This is a genomic window from Roseibium salinum, from assembly GCF_026240905.1.
GTDB classification, from domain to species: domain Bacteria; phylum Pseudomonadota; class Alphaproteobacteria; order Rhizobiales; family Stappiaceae; genus Roseibium; species Roseibium salinum.
In genome coordinates this window covers 435,894-455,235 of the sequence record NZ_JAPEVI010000003.1, presented here as the reverse complement: position 1 = coordinate 455,235, position 19,342 = coordinate 435,894, and the positions used below count along the sequence as shown (strand labels likewise).

The following is a 19,342-nucleotide window of genomic DNA, read 5'->3' as shown; positions in this document are numbered from 1 at the left end:
TATCGGGCAATGCATCGGCGCTGCCCGAATTCCCCTACAAGTAGAAGAAAATTAACATAGACATGTAACGATCCGCATTCGGTTTCAAGGGCGCCCCGCGCCCTGGATAGGCATGGAAAATTGGTGATAAGAGAGCAACTGGAGCAACTTGCCAGGATCAAGGAACCGGAGGCGAGATCGAAGCTTATCCGCACGCTCGTTGGCGAATATGCACGGTCGGAAGACCATGAACCCAGCGAGATGGAACGGGAGCTTTTTTCAAGGATTGTTCTTTCCGTTTTCGATCAGCTCGACCGCGCGGCACGTTACGAACTCGTCGTCCGCCTCGCCAAGACCGACCGCATCATTCCCGATCTCGCCGACAGGCTGGCCCAGGAGGACTACGAGCTCTCCGAGCCCGTCATCGAATGCTCGCCGATGATCAGCGTGGATGCGCTGATGCAGATCGCCAAGTCCGGCGGCAACGACAAGCGGCTTTCCGTCGCCCGCCGGTCCGGCCTGAACGAGGAAATCACCGATACGCTGATTGCCCGCAGCAGCCGGAATGTCGTCCACGCCCTGCTGGACAATCCGGATGTCCCCTTTTCGGTGAAGGGCACTCTGGCGCTTCTGATCTTCGCCAATTCGGAGGCTGAAGTTCTCGCGGGCATCGCCAAGCGCGCCCTCAAGGACGAGGAATTCCTGCAGACCCAGATCGACATTCTGGAAACCAACTGTCCGCTCATTCCCCCACCGCTCAAACGGGCGCTGGAGACGGGAGACTTGGAGCGCCTTGCCAGGTCCATCAAGGACCTGGAACGGGACGGCGACATTGACCTTGACGGCATGTCCTACTCCCGCCACGAAGCCAGCATCCAGATCGCCAATGGCGAATTGTCCTTCGACGCGATCCTGCGCACCCTCTTCGAGCAGGAGCGCATCGACGCGGCGATCTGGCTGATCGGCCGCAAGATCAATCTTGCCGACGAAGTGGTTGCCGATACGCTGAAGTCGGACGCGGACGGGGCGATCATGCGCCTCATGCTGCAGACCGGGATTCACGAAAAAACCTATCGGGATTTCCTCAGGGCCCGCTGCGAGTGGCTCAACCGCAGCACCAGGTCCATCCCGGACTTGGTCATGCGCTACAAGGCGGAACTGAAGAAGCCCCGCCAGGCAGCCGCCAAAAGCAGCTCGGCAGCGCTCTAAGATACGGCCTCATCAGATGGAATGCACTTGTCCCTGCGGAGCGATCCGAAGGACGCCGGACCGCGTGAGTGATAGCGTCAGAATTGATCGCTGATGGCGCGAAACGCCCTAACCTGCCGTTTCACTGTCCGCCTCGACGGCCGCCCGACCTGAGCCGCGGCTCGGTGACATGTACTGGCGGCGGTATTCCTTCAGGAAGGTCTCGAGGGACTCGATGTCCGCGAGCCGGGTGGCGACCTCGAGGAACTCGACACCCTGTGCCTCCACGGGCCGGGTAACGACCTCGAATGCCAACGCTTCCGGGCTGTCGGACATTTTCGCCATGTATTTCGTCTGCAGCCGTTGCAGGCTCAACTGGTCTCCGGCAAGCGAATAGGCAATCCCTGCCCGCAGGATATCGCGGCGTTCCAGTTCATCGAGCGCAATGTTGTCGGACCAGCGCGAACCGTGCATGGCCTCGAGCTGTTCGCCCGCCTCCCGCCAGCTTTCCGCCGCCCAGAACGTGTCGGCCCGCAGCCGGTCGACATCGGAACCGCGCATGTTGCGCACCAGTTCGAGCGCGAGATCCGGCCGTCCGCTCTCCGTAAGCGCCCTGGCTTCGACGATGTTGCGCTGCCGTTCAAGCGTCGAGGGCAGGCTGGCCTGCCGGGTGAGGTTCAGCACCCGCAATGCCTCTTCGGCCCTGCGGTCCATCAGGTAAATCGCCGCAAGATCGGCCGCGATCTGGGCTCTCGCGGCCCCCTTCAGCCGGTTGTCGACCTGATGGCGCAGCAGCTCCGCGGCCTGGTCGAGCAGATCGACTTCGACCAGCCGCTTGGCCAGAAGACGGACCAGTTCATCCCCCTCACGGCCAATCGGCGTCAGTTCCCGGAAATCGTAGAAAAGCGCCAGCGCCTTGACCGGGGGCATTTCCTCCGCCTTGCCGTCCAGGAACAAGGCGTTGAACAGGCCGTTCATCTCTTCCTGCAGCAGGCGCGTGGTATCGGATTCCGGCTCGGCCTGAACCGCTGATTTCATCGCCTCGAACGCTTCGCGGTACTGCCCGCGCTCGGCATGAAGCTGCGCCAGGAAACGCAGGGTCTTCAGCTCGATCTCGTCACCGCGCCAGGAGGTTGCCAGCCCGGCCAGCCGGTCGACTGTTTCCTGCACGCCGGCGACCCCGTCCCGGTAGCGAATCCTCAGCGCCCGGTACTCCGCCTCCGCGGCCCGGGGCCGGTCTTCGGAACGGGCCACGAGGTCGAACACCGTCAGCGCTTCCTGGGACCGCCCGGAGGCATCGGCAATGCGGCCGCGCAGAATATCGTAGCGGGCGGCCTGCGCGCGGCTGACTTCGCTCGGCTCGATTTCCGCCAATATGCTGTTGGCGACGCCGAAATCGTTGACTTCCACCATCGAGTGGGCGGCGGCGAGCTGGAATTCGGTCTGAATGGCCGGCGGATAATTGCCAACCACGGCCCGGCCGCGCGGCATGGCAATCCGTGCCGCAGTCCAGTTCCCCAGGCGGGCATCCACGATGGTCTGCCAGACGGCTGCGTCCGGACTGTTTTTCAACTCCGACCGGTTCAGATGGGCATAGGCCTCCTCCGGACGGCCGGCCATGGTCTGCGCGGCGCCCATCATCAGGTTGAACGAGCTGTCTTCCGCCAGCGCCGGCTCTTCTTCCCGCGCCAGCTTCATCAGCCCGAGGGCTTCATGCGCGAACTGGTGCGCCAGATAGAAACGCGACAGCGCCATAAGCGGCTTGCGGCGCTTGCCCTCGGGCGCGCTGGCCAACTGTTCCTGCAATTCCGAAAGCCGCTCGCGGAAAGCCCGCGGCCCCTCTGTGCTCAGGGACACGAACTCGACGTAGTTCTGGTCTTCCGGATCGACAACGATACTGAAGGCGCCGGTACGCCCCTTCAAATGCCGGTCCGACAGGGAAAGGCCGCCTTCCTTTTCGATGATGACGTCATCACCGAGGATCTTCATGTTCACCCCGTCTGACTTCGCCGCGATGGCAATGCCCTGAGCGGAACTGAGGGCGTGCAGGTCGACGAATTTCTGGGGTTTCAGCAGGCCTCTTGGTGGGCCAAAGCCCGTCACCAGCGAAATCGTGTCCCCAACGAACGGGTCCGTCACCTGACGGATATTCTGCGGGTCCTTGTACAGAACCCTGAGAATAGCCCCGCCATCGCCGCGCAGGTTGCGCTCAAGCCGCAGCGGTACGGACGGTTCCATGATCATGTCGCCGATCACCAGCGACCAGGCATTGCCATCCACCCCCACGGTCGCCAGTACCGGATCGTTCATGTCCAGGCGCAGGATCTGGTAATCCTCGAACTGCTGGACGTCGATAGTTTCCGCCGTTTCGGCGAGAGCGGAAACCATGCCGCGCGTGTCGATGGTGGCGTCCGTGTCGAAGACCAGCCAGATGCTGTCATTGCGCCGGAAGACGGCGCTGGAAACCGGTTCGGAGAAGGGAAAGACCACGCGCACCGTCTGGCCGATCCGGCGCGCTTCCGCGGCGACGAAGTTGCGAACCTCTTCCGCGAAATCCGCCGGCGGACGCTCCGGCGACGGCGGCATCTGCTCAAGATCCTTGCCGCCCTTCGCCCGCCAGGTGTCCGGTTTGCCTTCCGGGCTGTTCGGCAGCATTATCGCGGCCGGAATTCCGTTGCCGCCCAATGCCGGTGAATTGCGTAACTCGACCGGCGCCGCGGGTTTGGGAGCGTCCGGCTGGCCGGGCTCGCCGTTATTTTCGACAGCCTCCAGCGTCGGAATGCCATTGTCGCGCCCCGCCGCCTGCGGCACTTCCGGCTGTTGCCTGGAAAGGTCGAGCATCGGCGCCTGGCGCACCACCTCTTCGTCTTCCAGGGGCGCGATGCCCGACAGGGGCAGCGCACCGGGAGAGGCCTGCGCAACCGCAAGCGGCGCGTCTTCTCCCGTGCGATCCAGAGCCTGCCGATCGGCTCCGGCAGGGATCGCCGACGTAACCAGGCCCTCGCCGGGATGGAAATCGGACGCCCGCCGTTTTGGCAGAGCGGAGGCGACAAGCTCGGGGGCCGGCAGTGTTTCCACCGCCGGAACGGCGGCGGTTTCTCCGGCCGCGGCAAAGGCAGTTTCAGACGCTTGCGGCTCCGTGGCGCCCTCTCCGGCGTCGGCAAGGAGCGCCTCTGCTGCCATCATGCCCGGCTTCGAACGCGGCACCATCGCCAGTAGAGGCGCCTGGATCTCTTCGGCCCGTCCGGCATGCGGAGACGGCTCCGGGGAAAGAGAGGCCGAATTTTGCGGGACGGCTGTGGTCGGCTGACCGGCCGCCGGCGCACGCGCGCCTTCTTTCTTCTCAAGCCGCTTCAGCGGCACGGTCACAAAGCCCGGGGAATCGTCGGCGGTCGATTCCTTCAGGACCCCGCCTCCGGTGGAAGACGCCGTCCCTGCCGCCGGCAGGCCCTGGGGATCTTTCACTTCCCGATTGTCGCGCAGACCGTGCGCCGTGATCATGTCCTTGCGGTTTTGATTGTCCTCGACCGACAGTTCCTTGTTGATCAGCGAATTGGCCGGATCGTTGAGCTGCATGTTCTCCGGCGTGATGTCGATCACATAGGTCTGCTCCTCGCGGAAGGCGCGGATGTCGACCGACGGCTCGACGCGCATCAGGAACTTGAGCTTGCCCTTGTCCAGAAAGGACGTGGTATCGATCACACCCTGCGGCAGATGTGCCCGCAGGTGGGAGATATCCAGCTGGGCGGGATGGTTGAAGGTCAACTTGATAATGTCGTTCTCACGCACGAAAGCCGTGTCGAACTTGATCGACCAGTCGAAGACGAGGCGGGTAAAGGTGGGATGCTCGCCCACATGCAGGGTGACTTCGGGACCTTCCTGCGCCTTCAGCCGCGCCTGTTCCAGCGCACGTACCTTGCGCATGGCCGCTTCCGCGCGCTTTGCCAGGTCGCGGACAACATCGTCGGGAAGCCCCGGCGGCAGGCCCTGCCAGTCCAGGGGCAGAATGTCGACGAACAGCTTTTCGCCCGCCTCCAGCGTGTTGATCTGGAATTGGTTCTTCAGCGCAAACCGGATCGCGCTGCCATCGGGATCCCGCCGGGCAATGGTGACGTATTTGTCGAGATCGAGAGGCACGCTGTCGACATTGACGTCGATCGCGTCCTCGAAGGAGATCCGCAGCACGCCGCCGGTAATCACGGCATCATAGATCGGCAGCAGCGTCCGGTCCTTGAAGGTCAGAACGATGCGGCCATGGCCGTTTTCCTGGGATACCTCGAGATCCACCGGCTCAAGATTTTCCGCCAGCACGGGGGCGATGCTCCCCGGGACAATCACGGCGCACGCCAGCCAGGCAGCCGCGGCAGGGCGCAATGCGGCCCGTGCCCCGCCCTGCAGGGCGGAAATACAGCGTTTCCCAAATGTCAGGAACAGTCCCGGCAAGTTGCTTTGTCCTCGATGGCGCCAACACGCTATTGTTAATGAGGTGTTCTTAACGTGCCCTTACGCGACGCTTGCAAATCCGCTATTTCGTTCAGTTTGACGGGATTTTCGGCAGCGCTTGATCGGTCGGCGGCTGGGACTTCGCCGTCTGGGCCGGCGCTGCGGTAAGGGGGGCATTGCTGGCGATGGCAACGGTCAGTCTTTCCGCGGCCTCCGGAGACATCCTGGCCAGGACGTCCGCCATCTTCCTCGGCTTCATCTGCCGCACGACCTTCAGCAGGATCGGCAGGCTCAGCCGGTCGAAAATCCGCGCGGCGTCCTTGGCCTTCATGCTTTCGTACATGGTCACCAGGCCGGCGATTTCGTTCGCGTCCCGCTTCTGCTTTTCCGCAATGGCGGCATCGATCCGCCCTTCCAGTTCCTTCAGTTCGTCGACCCGTTTCTGGATGCGTTCCTCGGTGGCCTGCAGCAGCTTCTCGCGCAGGTCCAGCTGCCCCTCCTGCGCCTGAAGGTTTTCGCGGCGTTTTCCAAGGCTTTCCAGGACGGCACGCTCCGCCGCCGACCCACCGATTTCCAGACTGTCCGGCAGAACCGGGTGCTCAGCCTCGTCCTCGTCCGCAGCCGGCGGTGGCGGCGTGACTTCCGCCGTCGTCTCGCCGGAAGCCTCGGCACCCTCGCCACTGTCGGAGGCCTTCTCCTGGGCGACTGCCCCATTGATGGGAAACCTGGCGCTGTCGGGGCCCAGTGTCAGGCCGAGCAGCTTCAGGGCGAGCAAGGCACTCGCCGAAATCCCCAGTAATGGCAACAGTCTCAGGTTCATGCAGCTGCGCCTTTACGCCTGCGAAACTCTTCCAAACGCGCCGTTGCTTCCGCCGCAGCGTTGCAGATGTCCGACGCTCTCGTGCTGCGCTTGCGCTCCGGCTCGCCGGCCGCCTGCCCGCCATAGGCGCCCGAAGGCGCGTAGGCGTGCGGCTGATGGCCGTAGACCGGCGCTTCGGACGGAGGCTGCACAGCATATGCCTCTTCCCGCGGAGCGGCTTGCCGCTGAGGCGTGGCCGCACGCGCCGCCTCGGCAATCTGCGTGATGCGGGTAAAGATTTTCTCACCTTCGCTGACCTGCTCGGACAAAGTCTGTGACATGGTTTCGGCCTGCTTGAGCCGGCTGCCCAGGGTCCTGTCCGCCTCGGCCGCGGTGGTCTTCAGGCCGAGGATTGCGCGTTCTGCGATTTCCGTTGCCGTCATCAGTTCCGCAATGGTCGCCCGCAGAACCTGTTCATCCGCACGCAGCCGCTGCAGACGCCGGTTGAGGATCCAGCAGTAACCGATCGTGATCAGCAACAGAATCGCGACCAGCCCCTCAATGATCATTCCCAGTGGCAATGTGGTCATTATTGCTCCATTTCGCTCTGCATGGCGCGCTCGAAAGCGGCCAGAGTCATCTTGGGCTTGCGCAAATTCTTTGCGACTCGAATGGCGATCGAATCCTCCACCCTGCCGAGGGTACCCTCGGTCAGCGGAACGTTGCCGCATTTGATGGTCACGGGATCGTGCGGGTCGACATCGAAGACCAGCGTCTGGCCGACATCGAGGCTGAGCACGCGTCCGAGCGGCAGATAGGTTTCGTAGAGAACCGCATCGACCTCGATTTCCGCAGCGTGGATCTCGGTCGCCAGATGGCCTTCCCAGATCGGATCGCGGCCGAACTTTTCGCCCATGAACATCTGCAGCAGCAGATCGCGGATCGGCTCCAGCGTCGCATAGGGCATCATGATCTCGACCGAGCCGCCCCGGTCTTCCATGTCGATCCGAAGCTCGACGAGGATGGCCGCGTTGGCCGGACGGGAGATCGCGGCAAAGCGCGGGTTCGTCTCAAGCCGTTCGAGATTGAAATGGATCGGCGACAGGGGTGCGAAGGCGTGCTCGGCATCCTGCAGGATCAGCGCCACCATCTGCTGGACGAGGCCGGTCTCGATGGTCGTATAGGGCCGGCCTTCGACGCGCACCGCGGACGTTCCGCGCCCGCCGCCGAGCAGGACGTCGATGATCGAATAGATCAGACTGGATTCAACCGTGATCAGCCCGAAACCGTCCCACTCCTCGGCCTTGAACACGCCGAGAATCGCCGGAAGCGGAATGGAATTCAGGTAGTCGCCGAAACGGACGGAACTGATGCTGTCCAGCGACACTTCGACGTTGTCCGACGTGAAGTTGCGCAGCGACGTGGTGGTCAGGCGCACCAGCCTGTCGAACACGATTTCGAGCATCGGCAGACGCTCGTAGGACACCATTGCGGAGTTTATGAGCGCCCGGATGCCGCTCTGGTCGCCCGCGATCGTGTCCTCGATGTTGAAACCGAGAAGGTTGTCGATTTCTTCCTGGTTGAGAACGCGGTCGGCGCCCCTGGTGGCATTTTCCAGGTCCGGCTCGCTGTCGTCGATCATGGCCGCCCATTGGGCCGCCATGTCGTCGGAGCTCCCGGCCCCCTGCTCTTCCAGAGCGGCACCCCAGGCAGCAGCCAGATCTTCGTCATCGTCGCTGCCGGCTCCCTGCTCCGCCAGGGCAGCCCCCCAGGCGTCGGCCATATCCTCTTCGGACAGGAAGTCGTCGTCGTCGTCGGTGTTAGCCATTCAAACCATCACTGAACAAGGATTTCCTTGAACAGCACCCCTTCAACCTTCGCCGGATAAACCGACACATTGATCCGCCTGAGCAATTCTTCCTTCAGACGGAACAAACCGGCAGACCCTTCCAGGTCCGCAGGGCGGAGCTCACGCAGATAGATCTGGAATGCATCCAGAATGCGCGGCAGATACGGTTGGATCTGATCGACCATTGCACGATTCTCGAGCTCCAGCGCGATCTGAACCTTCAGATACGTCGTGCGCCCGTCGGTCGCCAGGTTCACCGTCATTTCCGGCAGGTCGTAAAACACCACCGGCTTCTGAACTTCCTTCGGCGTTTCCGACGTTTCGGGCGCCGGCCTCGGCGCCGCGTCACCCATCAGGAAATAATACCCTGCGCCCCCTGCAGCCAGGAGAACCACCAGAGCAATGCCGCCAAACAGAAACAGCTTCTTTCTGCCGCCACTTGCGGCGCCTTCAGCCCCGTCTTCGCCGAAATCATCGGCGGCGGCGTTTTCGTCAGCCATTCCGCACCCCGCTTGAGCCACGCCCGCGCGCGTTATTTATTACTAAAGAGTTAATGGTTAACGATTGGTTACCAAACCATTAACGCGAGTCACCAGGCAATTATTGCCAAGTGGTAAAGTTCTGCCGGAATCTCTTGCCGCATGCATCCATGCCCTTCGGCTTTTACCCAGATTTCCCAACGATTTAAAAATTGGCACGCCACGTGCATTAACCTTAACGAGCTTGCGGATCTGGGGAGATCGGCCGGCTCATCGGGGAGCATGAAGGGAAACGTTCGCTATGGAGAACGCTCAACTGGTTGCCTTGTCGAGGCAATCGATATTGCGGAAACAGCTTGATGTGGTTGCCAACAACATGGCCAACATCAATACCACGGGGTTCAAGTCGGACAGTCTGCATTTCAAGGAATATGTAATGCCGATTGCCAGCGCGAGCGCGTTCGAGCCGCAGGATCAGGACATCTCTTATGTGGATATGTTCACGACCCGGACCGACTTCGACCACGGCCCGATCAAGCTGACGAACAATGATTTCGATCTTGCGCTGAACAGCGACGGCTTCTTCGTCGTCGAAATGGAAGACGGCACGCAGGCCTATACCAGGAGCGGCTCCTTTCTCCTGGACAACACGGGCCAGCTCATCACCGCGGACGGCCATCCCGTCCTGACCGATGTCGGACCGGTCACCTTCACTCAGGAGGACGGCCTGGTCGAGATTTCCGGCGACGGCACGATCTCCACGGAGCTCGGCATTCGCGGCCGGATCCAAGTGGCCGAGTTCGAGGACGTCCGCGCGCTGGAGAAGATCGGCGACACCCTTTTCAAGGGCGAGAACCCCATCCCCGCCCAGGGCGTGCGCATGGTACAGGGTGCTGTTGAAGCCTCCAACGTCTACGGCATCACCGAAGTCACACGCATGATTGAAGTCACGCGCGCCTATGACTCGACTTCCAAAATCGTCAAGGACCTGGATGAGTTGCGCCGACAGGCGATCTCCACCCTTGGCAACTTCCAGGCATAAGCGGCAACAGGATCCAGACCGATGAAAGCACTCCAAATCGCCGCGACCGGCATGAAGGCGCAGGAACTGAACGTCGAAGTGATTTCGAACAACGTCGCCAACATGCGCACGACCGGCTACAAGAAACAACGGGCGGATTTCCAGGACCTGCTTTACCAGAACCTGCGCCGCATGGGCACGGAAACCTCCGACACCGGAACGATCGTTCCCACCGGCATCCAGATCGGCTCGGGCGTCAAGCTTGCCTCCACGACCCGCATCATGTCGCAGGGCTCCCTGGAGCAGACCGGAAAGCAGCTTGACCTGGCCATCCGCGGCGAAGGCTTCTTCCAGATCGAGCTGCCCGATGGCACGACGGGCTACTCCAGGGACGGATCGTTTGAGCGCGATGCGGAGGGGCAGCTCGTGACCGTCGACGGGTACATCGTCGATCCGGGCATTACCATTCCGGAAAACACCCAGGACCTGACGATCTCCAATACGGGTGTGGTCCAGGGTGTGGACCAGAACGGCAACACCGTCCAGCTTGGTCAGGTTCAGCTGGCCCGGTTCGTCAACAAGGCGGGCCTGGAATCGATCGGTGACAACCTCTACCTGGAAACCGACGCCAGCGGCCGGCCGCAAACGGGAAATCCGGCCGATGACGGTTTCGGCTCCGTTCAACAGTATTTTCTGGAAATGGCCAATGTGGATGCGGTGACGGAAATCGCCGATCTGATCTCGGCCCAGCGCGCCTATGAGATGAACTCCAAGATCATCCAGGCCGCCGACCAGATGTACTCCACCACCACGAACCTGCGCTAAGACCGGAAGGCTTGAAATGATGAGACATCTGTTCAAAGCCGCGATCGGCCTCATGCTGGCGGTCTCCGCCGGCAACCCGGCCCTGGCCGGCGAGGCCCCGGTCCTGCGCTCCCAGGTCATGACCCTGTCCGAAATCGTGACGGTCGGAGATTTCTACTCGAATGCCGGAGAACACGCCTCCCAGCCCCTGTTCCGTTCACCGGACATGGGAACCTCGGGCGAGGTCGACGCGGAAGTGGTGGCCGAGCGCGCACGGGCGGCCGGACTGAAAACCGCCGGCACCGACGGATTGCGGAGCGTCGCCGTCCACAGGGGCGCGACCCGCTTCGGTCACGAACAGCTTACCGCTCTGGTCCGGAACACACTCATCGGGAACAGCGCCGGCCTCGACGCCGAAAGCCTGGAAGTCAACCTTCTTCAGGCGCCGGACGAGATCCTCGCCGACCCGCAAGTGCAGAACCCGATCCGGATCGACCGGGTCGACTGGTCGCAGACGAGCGGGCGCTTCACCATCCAGGCCGTCGCGGCCGTGGAACATGGCCGCATGCCGTTTACCCTCTACGGGACGGCCGTGGAGATGGTTGATGTGGTCGCCCTGGCGCAGCCCTTGCGCCGCGGCGATATCCTGAAGGAAGACGATCTCGCCACGGTCAGGCTTGCGCGCAGCAAGGTTCCCGCAGGCGTCGTCATGGACACCGCGGAGGTTGCGGGCATGCAGGCGCGGACCAATCTGCGCGCCAATTATCCCCTCTCCTCCCGCGATTTTCAGCGTCCGGTGCTGATCCGCCGGGGCGAGAAAGTCACCGTGGTCTACGAATTACCGGGCATGAAACTCTCCTCCCGGGCAGAAGCTCTGGAAGACGGCGCCAAGGGTGATGTGGTCGATGTCATGAACCTTCAGTCACGGCGCATCGTCCCGGCAACCATCTATTCGCGCGGCCAGGTGCGCGTCCTTTCCTCCAATCCCGTCGTGGCCAGCTTGAACAGCGAGACCAACCAATGATCCGTATTCCCAAACACCTGCTGGCAAGCATTGCCCTGGCCGCCATGGCCGCGGGATGCGGCACTGCCGACAAGCTGGCCAATGTCGGCCAGCAACCTGCCCTGAACGCCATTCAGGATCCGACCACCACACCGGGCTACCGGCCCGTGCAGATGCCCATGCCGGAACCCCAGCAGGCCCATTACAACCCGAACTCCCTCTGGCAGTCCGGCAGCCGCGCCTTCTTCAAGGACCAGCGTGCCAGCCAGGTCGGCGACATCCTGACCGTCGTCGTCACCATCAGTGACGAGGCCGAGATCGAAAACAGGACGGAACGCCGCCGGACCGAGAGTAGCGGTGCCGGGGTCGGCGGCGCCGTCGGCACAGCCATTGACACGGTCTTCCTGCCGGCCGGCGTGGCGGCCAGCGATCTTGCCAATGTCAACAGCAACTCGAGGTTCGAGGGCAATGGCAGCGTCGACAGAAACGAAAACCTGCAAACGACCGTTGCCGCCGTCGTTACCCAGGTCCTGCCGAACGGCAACCTGGTCATCGAAGGCCGTCAGGAGGTCCGCGTGAACTTCGAGGTGCGCGAGTTGATCGTCGCCGGTATCGTTCGTCCGGAAGATATAACCGCCAACAACCGTATCGCCAGCGAGCAGATTGCCGAAGCACGCATCGGCTATGGCGGCCGCGGCCAGATCAGCGACGTTCAGCAACCGCGTGTCGGCAACCAGGTCATGGATATCCTGCTGCCGTTCTAGGCCGGGAAAGCCGAACCTTTGCAATTATCCGGGGCACCCTGCCCATCTACACAGGCAGGGTGCCCCGGGCTCCCGATCCACAGTCCCCCGGCCAGATGCCGTGGACGTGTTCTAGAAGCGTCCCCGGCTCCGGCTGATGACGGGCATGGCGTCTCGCTCCCCGAGCGCCATGCCCGTTCTCATTTGGGCCGTGCCCGGCCGACGGAACAATGGTCTTGGAATAGAACTATTTTCCGCAGCAACTGGCGCGTGTCATTCCCTGCAAGGATGACGCCGTTCCGTTTTCAGCTAAGATGGCCTTCGGTATCCGTCCCGGCGAGGGCCTCATGCGTCTTTTGATCATTGTTTTCATTGGCCAATTTCTTCTTTCCGCCGCACCGGCCGCCGCGGCCTGCGGCAACGGCCCCGGCGGCTTCGATGCCTGGCTGGACAGTTTTGTTGCACAATCCCCACGCTATGGCCTTGATCCGGGAACGGTTCAGGCGGCCCTGCGGAATGTCCGTTACGATCCGAAGGTGATCCGGCTCGACCGCAACCAGAAATCCTTCAAATTGAGTTTCGAGCAGTTCTACGCCAAGCGGGTCAACGACGCGATGATCCGAAAGGGACAGAAGCTTCTCGGGACCCATGCGCGGCTGTTCAATGCAATTGAAAGAAAATACGGCGTTCCCGCACCGGTGATCCTTGCGATTTGGGGCCTGGAAACCAACTACGGCGCTTTCATCGGCAACATGCCGGTGCTGCAGTCCCTGGCAACGCTTGCCTATGACTGCCGCCGGTCCGACTTCTTCACGAACGAACTCGTCGCCGCGCTGATCATCGTGCAGCAAGGCGACATGTCGCCGGCCGATATGAAGGGGGCCTGGGCCGGGGAAATCGGCCAGACGCAGTTTCTGGCCTCGTCCTACGTCAAATACGCTGTCGACTATGACCTCGATGGCCGCCGCGACCTGATCCGCTCCATTCCCGACGTGCTTGCATCAACGGCGAACTATCTCGCCCAGCACGGCTGGCGCCGGGGTCAGGGCTGGGGTCCGGGTACCGCGAATTACGACGTGCTGACACAATGGAACCGGGCCAGCGTCTATGTCCAGACGATTTCGGTGATGGCATCCAGGATAGGAGGATGAACGGTTCGCGCAGCATGTTGTGCGGCAATTTTAATGCCGTTTCGTTCGTCACACGATTGTAACCGCCTCCGCGCAATACCGGCCACAGAAGAAACAAATGACTTTGCCCTTGCATCCTGCCCGGATGTCCATGTTTCCTGATCAACAACGCCTGCTTCGCTTTCTGTAAGGAGCTTCACATGTCCAGCATCAAAGATTTTTCCCTGTCACGGCGCAGCCTGCTGATGGGGGCCGCCGCCACCGGTCTCACCACGGCCCTGCATCCCTATTCCGTCCTGGCGAGCGAAGGCACGGCGCATATTCGCCTGATGGAAACCACGGATCTCCACGTTCATGTGTTCCCCTACGATTACTACAGCGACAAGCCGGTCGACACGGCGGGCCTTGCCCGGACCGCGAGCCTGATCCGCAACATCCGGAACGAGGCGACAAACTCCGTCCTGGTGGACAATGGCGACTTCCTGCAGGGCAACCCGATGGGCGATTTCGTCGCCTATGAACGGGGCATGCGCGAAGGCGACCTTCATCCGGTCATCAAGGGCATGAACGTTCTTCAATTCGATGCCGGGACCCTCGGCAACCACGAATTCAACTACGGTCTGGACTTCATGACGAAGGTGCTCGCCGGCGCCAATTTCCCGATCGTGTGTGCGAATCTGGTCAAGGGCTCGACGCTGGCCGGCAACGCCCGCCAGGACAAGCTCTTCCTGAAGCCCTACGTGATCGTTGACAAAGAGGTCGTCGACGGTGCCGGCAATTCCCATCCGATCCGGATCGGCTTCATCGGCTTCGTACCGCCACAGATCATGAACTGGGACCGTCGTCATCTGGAAGGCAATGCCAACACCCGCGATATCGTCGACGCGGCCAGAGCCTTTGTTCCGGAAATGCGCGAGCAGGGCTGCGACCTGGTAATCGCCCTCTCCCATTCGGGCATTGACGCCAACGACTATTCCGGCGGAATGGAAAATGCCTCCCTGCACCTTGCCGGTGTCGACGGCATCGACGCCGTCTTTACCGGCCACCAGCATCTCGTCTTCCCTGGACCGGCCTATGAAGGCCTGCCGGGCATCGACAGCAAAAAGGGCACGCTGTTCGGAAAACCCGCCGCCATGGGCGGCTTCTGGGGCTCGCACCTCGGCGTCATCGACCTGATGGTCGAACGGGACGGCAACGGCTGGCGGGTCGCAAACTTCATGACCGAAGCCCGTCCGATCTACGAAAAGGACGGCCGGGAGGTCATTCCTCAGGTTGAAAGCCAGCAGGATGTTCTCGATGCGGTCAAGGAAGACCACGAAGCGACGCTGGCCTATGTCCGCAGGCCGGTCGGCAAGACATCGGCACCGCTGCATTCCTATTTTGCGCTGGTTGCCGACGACCCGAGCGTTCAGATCGTCTCCAGGGCGCAGACCTGGTACATCGAGCAGATGCTCAAGGGAACCGAGTGGGACGGCCTGCCGATCCTCTCCGCCGCAGCCCCGTTCAAGGCCGGCGGCCGCGGCGGTCCGGACTATTACACCGATGTTCCGGTGGGCGACGTCGCCATCAAGAACGTGGCTGACCTTTATCTTTATCCCAACACGGTGCGTGCGGTTGCCATCAAAGGCGGCACGGTGAAGGAGTGGCTGGAGCGCTCCGCCGGCATTTTCCTTCAGGTCGAACCGGGCAAGGCCGATCAGCCGCTGATCAACCCGGAATTCCCGAGCTACAATTTCGACGTCATCGACGGGGTCACCTACGAGATCGACCTGAGCCAGCCGTCGAAATACGATTCCAAGGGCGAGGTGGTCAATCCGGATGCGAACCGCATCGTCAACCTCCAGTTCAACGGCGCGCCGCTCGACATGGATGCGGATTTCGTCGTGGCCACCAACAACTACCGCGCCGGTGGGGGCGGCAACTTCCCCGGCATTACGGACGACGTCGTCATCTTCGTGGCACCGGACACCAACCGCGACGTTCTGGTCCGCTACATCGTCGAACAGGGCACGGTCAATCCGTCCGCCGACGCCAACTGGACCTTCAAGGCAATGCCGGACACGACCGTGCTGTTCGAAACCGGCCCGGGCGGGACCGAACATGCAGCTTCTGTCGAAGGGGTGACGATCGAACCGGCCGGTGACGGTGCCGAGGGCTTCGCGCTCTACCGCATCACGCTTTAGGAACCGGTCGAAAAATTCCAGGCTGTCAGCCCATGGACTGACGGCCCGGTTTGCTAGGATATGGCCCCAATGGAAAGTGCCACGGCGGGCACGCCGGCATCGGGGACGGTGCGCGATCAAGCTCAGGCAGACGCACGATCTGATCACGCCAGTTGCGCTCCACGCGGCTATACGCAGAAACAAAAAACCTTCCCGCGAAGGGGAAGGTTGAAAGGTGCTCGGGGCTGCCAATTGCATGGCAGGCCTGCCGTTACTGGAAATCAGTCGTCGCGATAGACTTTTTCCCGACGCTCATGTGCTTCCTGAGCCTCGATCGACAACGTCGCGATCGGCCGTGCTTCGAGGCGCCGGAGAGAGATTGGTTCGCCGGTCTCTTCGCAATAGCCATAGCTCCCGTCGGAAATGCGTTCCAAAGCATCATCGATCTTTGAAATCAGCTTCCGTTGCCGATCCCGCGCGCGCAGCTCAATGGAGCGGTCTGTTTCAGACGACGCACGGTCGGCAAAATCGGGATGGTTCTGGCTTTCCTCCTGAAGGTTGGTAAGTGTTTCCTTGCTTTCTTTCAGGATCTCTTCTTTCCAGGCAAGCAGCTTGTTTCGAAAGTACTCACGCTGCCTGTCATTCATGAACGGCTCGTCTTCCGAGGGTCGATATTCAGACTCTATTTCAACCGTCATCAATAGCTCCGGATTACCGTTAGGCCGGGCGCAATATATAGGTGCTTCCGCCAGCCGACAACGGTTCATTTGGGAAAAATTGGGGTAAAGAAAGGTTATATCTTTCAATCCGTTGCGTTAGTTACCGAGAAATTGACTGTAATTTCCACTCAACCTTAGGGCGCCCTAGTCCGGAAATCGCCCGAGCTTCGCCAGTTCCACCTTGACCCGCAATTCAATCTCTTCGAGCACGGAATCGATTCTCGCGTCGCCGCTGTTCTGACGTTTGGCAACCTGCCGCGCAAGCAGCTCCAGCCGGTCTTCCGAAACCTGCCCTGCGAGCAGGTCCGTGCGCACCGTTTCAAGCGCGTCGAGCAGCGTATGGCCGTGCCTGGCGGCCCGTGAGCGGCGCTCGGCACGCTCATCCACTTCCTGAAGTGCAAGGAGGGCATCCATGCCCTGGATGCCGGTGCCGCCTGCAGTCTGCGAAGAATGAGACACTTCGCCGCCGGCATCCGGCGTGAACTGATCGGTCCCGGAGGGCGAGCGCTTTTTCGCCCCCTTCCCCTGAACACCGGTAATCGGTTTATTGCCTGTGATACGCATCGTTGCTTTCCGGTCACTCTGACGGCAATCCTGCGACGCTTGGCCACCTGCCCGTCAGATTCTGCCTGGAAGGGTAAATGAATCCTTGCGCATCAGGCAATATTTGCCGGGTCGCAAACAGCGTTCATCAACTCAATTCCTTACTTTTGAGGGGATAGGCTGGCATTTGCATCCGCAAAATGCGCAGAATCCGGTCAGTCTGGCGGAAGGATCCACGTGCCGGGCCAAAGTGGCACGAGTCTCGCATTATGAATTGCGAGATTATCTGCGCCGGCAGCTTCGCCGGTACCTGAAAACGGGCAAGAAACTGTAATGCGATATTTGGGTGAAAAGATTTCCGGCTGGATCGCGCGGGCAACGCTGGCAGCGGCCGCCTGTGCCGTGACGGCGGGAATTGTCCTCTCCCCGCTGATGCAGCGTCGCGGATCAAGGACATTGCCGACTTCGAGGGTATCCGGGAAAACCAGCTCATCGGCTACGGTCTGGTGGTCGGCCTGAACGGATCGGGCGATTCACTCAACAACTCGCCCTTCACCCAGCAGAGCCTTCAGGCGATGCTGGAACGCCTCGGTGTGAACACCCGCAACGTGGAGCTGAACACCAACACGGTCGCCGCCGTCATGGTGACGGCCAACCTGCCGGCATTTGCCACGCAGGGCACCCGCATCGACGTGAATGTCAGCGCCCTCGGCGACGCGGAGTCCCTGCAGGGCGGCACGCTTCTGGTCACGCCGCTGGTCGGTGCGGACGGCGAGGTCTATGCCATCGCTCAAGGGTCGGTCGCCATCGGCGGTTTTTCCGCGCAGGCGGAAGCGGCCTCCGTAGTGCGCGGCGTACCGACAGCCGGGCGCATCTCGAACGGCGGCCTTGTCGAGCGCGAACTGGAATTCAAGCTTGCCTCCCTGACCACCCTGCGCCTTGCCCTTCGCAATCCGGATCTCACCACGGCACGGCGAATTGCCCTGTCGATCAACGAACTGATCGGCCTGCCGACAGCCGAACCGCTTGACCCGTCCACCGTGCGCCTGGACCTGCCGCGGCACTATGACGGCAATATCGTCGATCTTCTGACGGATATCGAGCAGCTGATCGTCGAGCCGGACCTGCCTGCCCGCATCGTTATCGACGAGAACTCGGGCATCATCGTCATGGGGCAGGATGTGAAGGTCTCGATGGTCGCCGTGGCGCAAGGCAACCTGACCGTGACCATCGCGGAGACGCCGCAGGTCTCGCAGCCCCTTCCCTTCTCCGATGGCGAGACCGAGGTCGTGCCGCGCTCCGAAGTCACCGTCAACGACGACGAGAACCGGAAACTGGCTATCGTTCCGCAGACCATCACGCTGAAACAGCTGGTGGACGGCTTGAACGCCCTGGGCATTGGCCCGCGTGACATGATCTCAATCCTGCAGGCCATCAAGGCTTCCGGCGCCCTGCAAGCCGAAATCGAGGTGCTGTGATGCTGCAATCGGCTACACCGGCAAACGCCCAGCCCAATCCGATGGATGCGCTCCGGGGCGTCGACCGGACCAACAAGACCGCGGTTCGCGAGGCTGCGGAAGAATTCGAAGCCGTGTTCCTCAACACCATGCTCCAAAACATGTTTACCGGTCTCGATGACGGTGGCACATGGGGCGCCGGAACCGGGTCGGACGCATGGCAGAGCCTGCTGATCGACGAATATGCGAAGACCATCGCCCAAACCGGCGGCATCGGCCTCGCAGACAATGTTGAACGTGAACTGCTTGCATTGCAGGAAGGGGCCAGATGACTGCTCAGCCAAACACGAATACCTTTCCGTTCTCGCTGGAGCGGCCGGCGAGCCGGCAGGAGGCCGAGGAATTCTGCTCCGCGCTTTCCGGCACGATGGAAGCGCTTTTGTCCGTGATTGAAATGGAAACCGAACTGGTGCGCGCGGGCAAGCTGAAGCAGGCCGGCGAATTGCAGCCGGACAAGGCCCGGCTGATCCATGAATATACGCGCGGCATGATGACGGCCAAGGAACACGCCGTCGCCCTTGGCAATCTGGCTCCGGCAGCGACCCAGTCCCTGCGCCGCCAGCATGGCGAATTCCAGCCGGTTCTGCGGATCAACCTGGCTGTGCTGTCCACCGCGCGCGACGTGGCCGGCAGCATCGTGTCGGCGGTGGCCAAGGTGGCGGGCGCCAAGAACGCAACCGCTCCTACCACTTACGGGCGAAACGGCTCTGCGCCCTCCGGCCCGCAATCCGCACGCGGGATCGCCGTCAACCGCGCCCTTTAAGGGTCAACGGAGCCGCGTTGATGTTTGCCTGAAAGCTCCCCTCCGCGGGAGCTTTTTCGTTTTTGAGCCTTGCCAGTCCCCCCGGTGCCGGACGCGCACCAAGGCTGCGGCAGGCCCGGCAACGAATCAGGAACAGCCACAACCGGATGGAAACCGGCCTCTAAATTCCTAACATTTTCGTTAACAAAAGATTCATTCCC

17 protein-coding genes are annotated in these 19,342 nt (G+C 61.8%); 10 read left to right on the top strand and 7 right to left on the bottom strand.

Features of this window, described 5'->3' with window-relative positions:
* Window positions 1-123: 123 nt before the first annotated feature.
* Window positions 124-1,188, top strand: coding sequence for a DUF2336 domain-containing protein (locus ON753_RS06555; RefSeq protein ID WP_265961769.1), 1,065 nt, complete (start codon window positions 124-126; stop codon window positions 1,186-1,188).
* Window positions 1,189-1,296: 108 nt separating this feature from the next.
* Here the strand turns inward: ON753_RS06555 and ON753_RS06550 are convergent, their stop codons facing one another.
* The 5 genes from ON753_RS06550 to ON753_RS06530 form a co-directional block, all read right to left on the bottom strand.
* Window positions 1,297-5,610 (bottom strand): hypothetical protein, encoded by a 4,314-nt coding sequence (locus ON753_RS06550; protein ID WP_265961768.1) that lies wholly within the window; start codon window positions 5,608-5,610, stop codon window positions 1,297-1,299.
* A 91-nt stretch (window positions 5,611-5,701) separates the two neighbouring features.
* Complete coding sequence (locus ON753_RS06545; RefSeq protein ID WP_265961767.1) at window positions 5,702-6,430, bottom strand: MotE family protein; 729 nt, start codon at window positions 6,428-6,430, stop codon at window positions 5,702-5,704.
* Window positions 6,427-6,999: a DUF6468 domain-containing protein gene (locus ON753_RS06540; RefSeq protein ID WP_265961766.1), complete on the bottom strand. Its 573-nt coding sequence runs from the start codon at window positions 6,997-6,999 to the stop codon at window positions 6,427-6,429. The genes ON753_RS06545 and ON753_RS06540 overlap by 4 nt, the downstream gene beginning before the upstream one ends.
* Window positions 6,999-8,192, bottom strand: a complete 1,194-nt coding sequence (fliM, locus tag ON753_RS06535) for a flagellar motor switch protein FliM (RefSeq protein WP_265967078.1) — start codon at window positions 8,190-8,192, stop codon at window positions 6,999-7,001. The genes ON753_RS06540 and fliM overlap by 1 nt, the downstream gene beginning before the upstream one ends.
* 53 nt (window positions 8,193-8,245) lie before the next feature.
* Window positions 8,246-8,758, bottom strand: a complete 513-nt coding sequence (locus tag ON753_RS06530) for a flagellar basal body-associated FliL family protein (RefSeq protein ID WP_265961765.1) — start codon at window positions 8,756-8,758, stop codon at window positions 8,246-8,248.
* 280 nt (window positions 8,759-9,038) lie between these two features.
* Between ON753_RS06530 and flgF the strand changes: the two genes are divergently transcribed.
* The 6 genes from flgF (at window position 9,039) to ON753_RS06500 (ending at window position 15,621) form a co-directional block, all read left to right on the top strand.
* Window positions 9,039-9,779: a flagellar basal-body rod protein FlgF gene (flgF, locus tag ON753_RS06525; protein WP_265961764.1), complete on the top strand. Its 741-nt coding sequence runs from the start codon at window positions 9,039-9,041 to the stop codon at window positions 9,777-9,779.
* Window positions 9,780-9,800: 21 nt separating this feature from the next.
* Window positions 9,801-10,583 carry a flagellar basal-body rod protein FlgG gene (gene flgG, locus ON753_RS06520; RefSeq protein WP_265961763.1) on the top strand — a complete coding sequence of 261 codons (783 nt, stop codon included), beginning with the start codon at window positions 9,801-9,803 and terminating at the stop codon, window positions 10,581-10,583.
* Between the two features lie 16 nt (window positions 10,584-10,599).
* The gene (flgA, locus tag ON753_RS06515; RefSeq protein ID WP_265961762.1) at window positions 10,600-11,586 is read left to right on the top strand and encodes a flagellar basal body P-ring formation chaperone FlgA; all 987 of its coding nucleotides are present in this window, start codon (window positions 10,600-10,602) and stop codon (window positions 11,584-11,586) included.
* Window positions 11,583-12,329: a flagellar basal body L-ring protein FlgH gene (gene flgH / locus ON753_RS06510; protein ID WP_265961761.1), complete on the top strand. Its 747-nt coding sequence runs from the start codon at window positions 11,583-11,585 to the stop codon at window positions 12,327-12,329. Before flgA ends, flgH begins: the two co-directional genes overlap by 4 nt.
* A gap of 326 nt (window positions 12,330-12,655) precedes the next feature.
* Complete coding sequence (locus ON753_RS06505) at window positions 12,656-13,459, top strand: lytic murein transglycosylase (protein WP_265961760.1); 804 nt, start codon at window positions 12,656-12,658, stop codon at window positions 13,457-13,459.
* A 179-nt stretch (window positions 13,460-13,638) separates the two neighbouring features.
* Window positions 13,639-15,621: a bifunctional 2',3'-cyclic-nucleotide 2'-phosphodiesterase/3'-nucleotidase gene (locus ON753_RS06500; protein ID WP_265961759.1), complete on the top strand. Its 1,983-nt coding sequence runs from the start codon at window positions 13,639-13,641 to the stop codon at window positions 15,619-15,621.
* A 260-nt stretch (window positions 15,622-15,881) separates the two neighbouring features.
* Here the strand turns inward: ON753_RS06500 and dksA are convergent, their stop codons facing one another.
* Together dksA and ON753_RS06490 are read right to left on the bottom strand one after the other, a co-directional pair.
* Complete coding sequence (dksA, locus tag ON753_RS06495; protein WP_265967077.1) at window positions 15,882-16,298, bottom strand: RNA polymerase-binding protein DksA; 417 nt, start codon at window positions 16,296-16,298, stop codon at window positions 15,882-15,884.
* Between the two features lie 165 nt (window positions 16,299-16,463).
* A complete protein-coding gene (locus ON753_RS06490) occupies window positions 16,464-16,883 on the bottom strand; it encodes a flagellar assembly protein FliX (RefSeq protein ID WP_265961758.1) in 420 nt (139 codons plus the stop codon).
* 374 nt (window positions 16,884-17,257) lie between these two features.
* Between ON753_RS06490 and ON753_RS06485 the strand changes: the two genes are divergently transcribed.
* Genes ON753_RS06485 through ON753_RS06475 form a run of 3 tightly spaced genes read left to right on the top strand, consistent with a single transcriptional unit; the run spans window position 17,258 to window position 19,142 of the window.
* Window positions 17,258-18,340 carry a flagellar basal body P-ring protein FlgI gene (locus ON753_RS06485; protein ID WP_265967076.1) on the top strand — a complete coding sequence of 361 codons (1,083 nt, stop codon included), beginning with the start codon at window positions 17,258-17,260 and terminating at the stop codon, window positions 18,338-18,340.
* Complete coding sequence (locus tag ON753_RS06480; RefSeq protein WP_265961757.1) at window positions 18,340-18,651, top strand: rod-binding protein; 312 nt, start codon at window positions 18,340-18,342, stop codon at window positions 18,649-18,651. The genes ON753_RS06485 and ON753_RS06480 overlap by 1 nt, the downstream gene beginning before the upstream one ends.
* Window positions 18,648-19,142 carry a flagellar protein FlgN gene (locus ON753_RS06475; protein WP_265961756.1) on the top strand — a complete coding sequence of 165 codons (495 nt, stop codon included), beginning with the start codon at window positions 18,648-18,650 and terminating at the stop codon, window positions 19,140-19,142. The genes ON753_RS06480 and ON753_RS06475 overlap by 4 nt, the downstream gene beginning before the upstream one ends.
* Window positions 19,143-19,342 lie beyond the last annotated feature (200 nt).

Bases quoted from the DNA above. Each gene is read 5' to 3' on its own strand.
- ON753_RS06545 (WP_265961767.1), bottom strand. From the start codon at position 6,430: ATGAACCTGAGACTGTTGCCATTACTGGGGATTTCGGCGAGTGCCTTG.
- ON753_RS06540 (WP_265961766.1), bottom strand. From the start codon at position 6,999: ATGACCACATTGCCACTGGGAATGATCATTGAGGGGCTGGTCGCGATT.
- fliM (WP_265967078.1), bottom strand. From the start codon at position 8,192: ATGGCCGACGCCTGGGGGGCTGCCCTGGCGGAGCAGGGAGCCGGCAGC.
- ON753_RS06530 (WP_265961765.1), bottom strand. From the start codon at position 8,758: ATGGCTGACGAAAACGCCGCCGCCGATGATTTCGGCGAAGACGGGGCT.
- flgF (WP_265961764.1), top strand. From the start codon at position 9,039: ATGGAGAACGCTCAACTGGTTGCCTTGTCGAGGCAATCGATATTGCGG.
- flgG (WP_265961763.1), top strand. From the start codon at position 9,801: ATGAAAGCACTCCAAATCGCCGCGACCGGCATGAAGGCGCAGGAACTG.
- flgA (WP_265961762.1), top strand. From the start codon at position 10,600: ATGATGAGACATCTGTTCAAAGCCGCGATCGGCCTCATGCTGGCGGTC.
- flgH (WP_265961761.1), top strand. From the start codon at position 11,583: ATGATCCGTATTCCCAAACACCTGCTGGCAAGCATTGCCCTGGCCGCC.
- ON753_RS06505 (WP_265961760.1), top strand. From the start codon at position 12,656: ATGCGTCTTTTGATCATTGTTTTCATTGGCCAATTTCTTCTTTCCGCC.
- ON753_RS06500 (WP_265961759.1), top strand. From the start codon at position 13,639: ATGTCCAGCATCAAAGATTTTTCCCTGTCACGGCGCAGCCTGCTGATG.
- dksA (WP_265967077.1), bottom strand. From the start codon at position 16,298: ATGACGGTTGAAATAGAGTCTGAATATCGACCCTCGGAAGACGAGCCG.
- ON753_RS06490 (WP_265961758.1), bottom strand. From the start codon at position 16,883: ATGCGTATCACAGGCAATAAACCGATTACCGGTGTTCAGGGGAAGGGG.
- ON753_RS06480 (WP_265961757.1), top strand. From the start codon at position 18,340: ATGCTGCAATCGGCTACACCGGCAAACGCCCAGCCCAATCCGATGGAT.
- ON753_RS06475 (WP_265961756.1), top strand. From the start codon at position 18,648: ATGACTGCTCAGCCAAACACGAATACCTTTCCGTTCTCGCTGGAGCGG.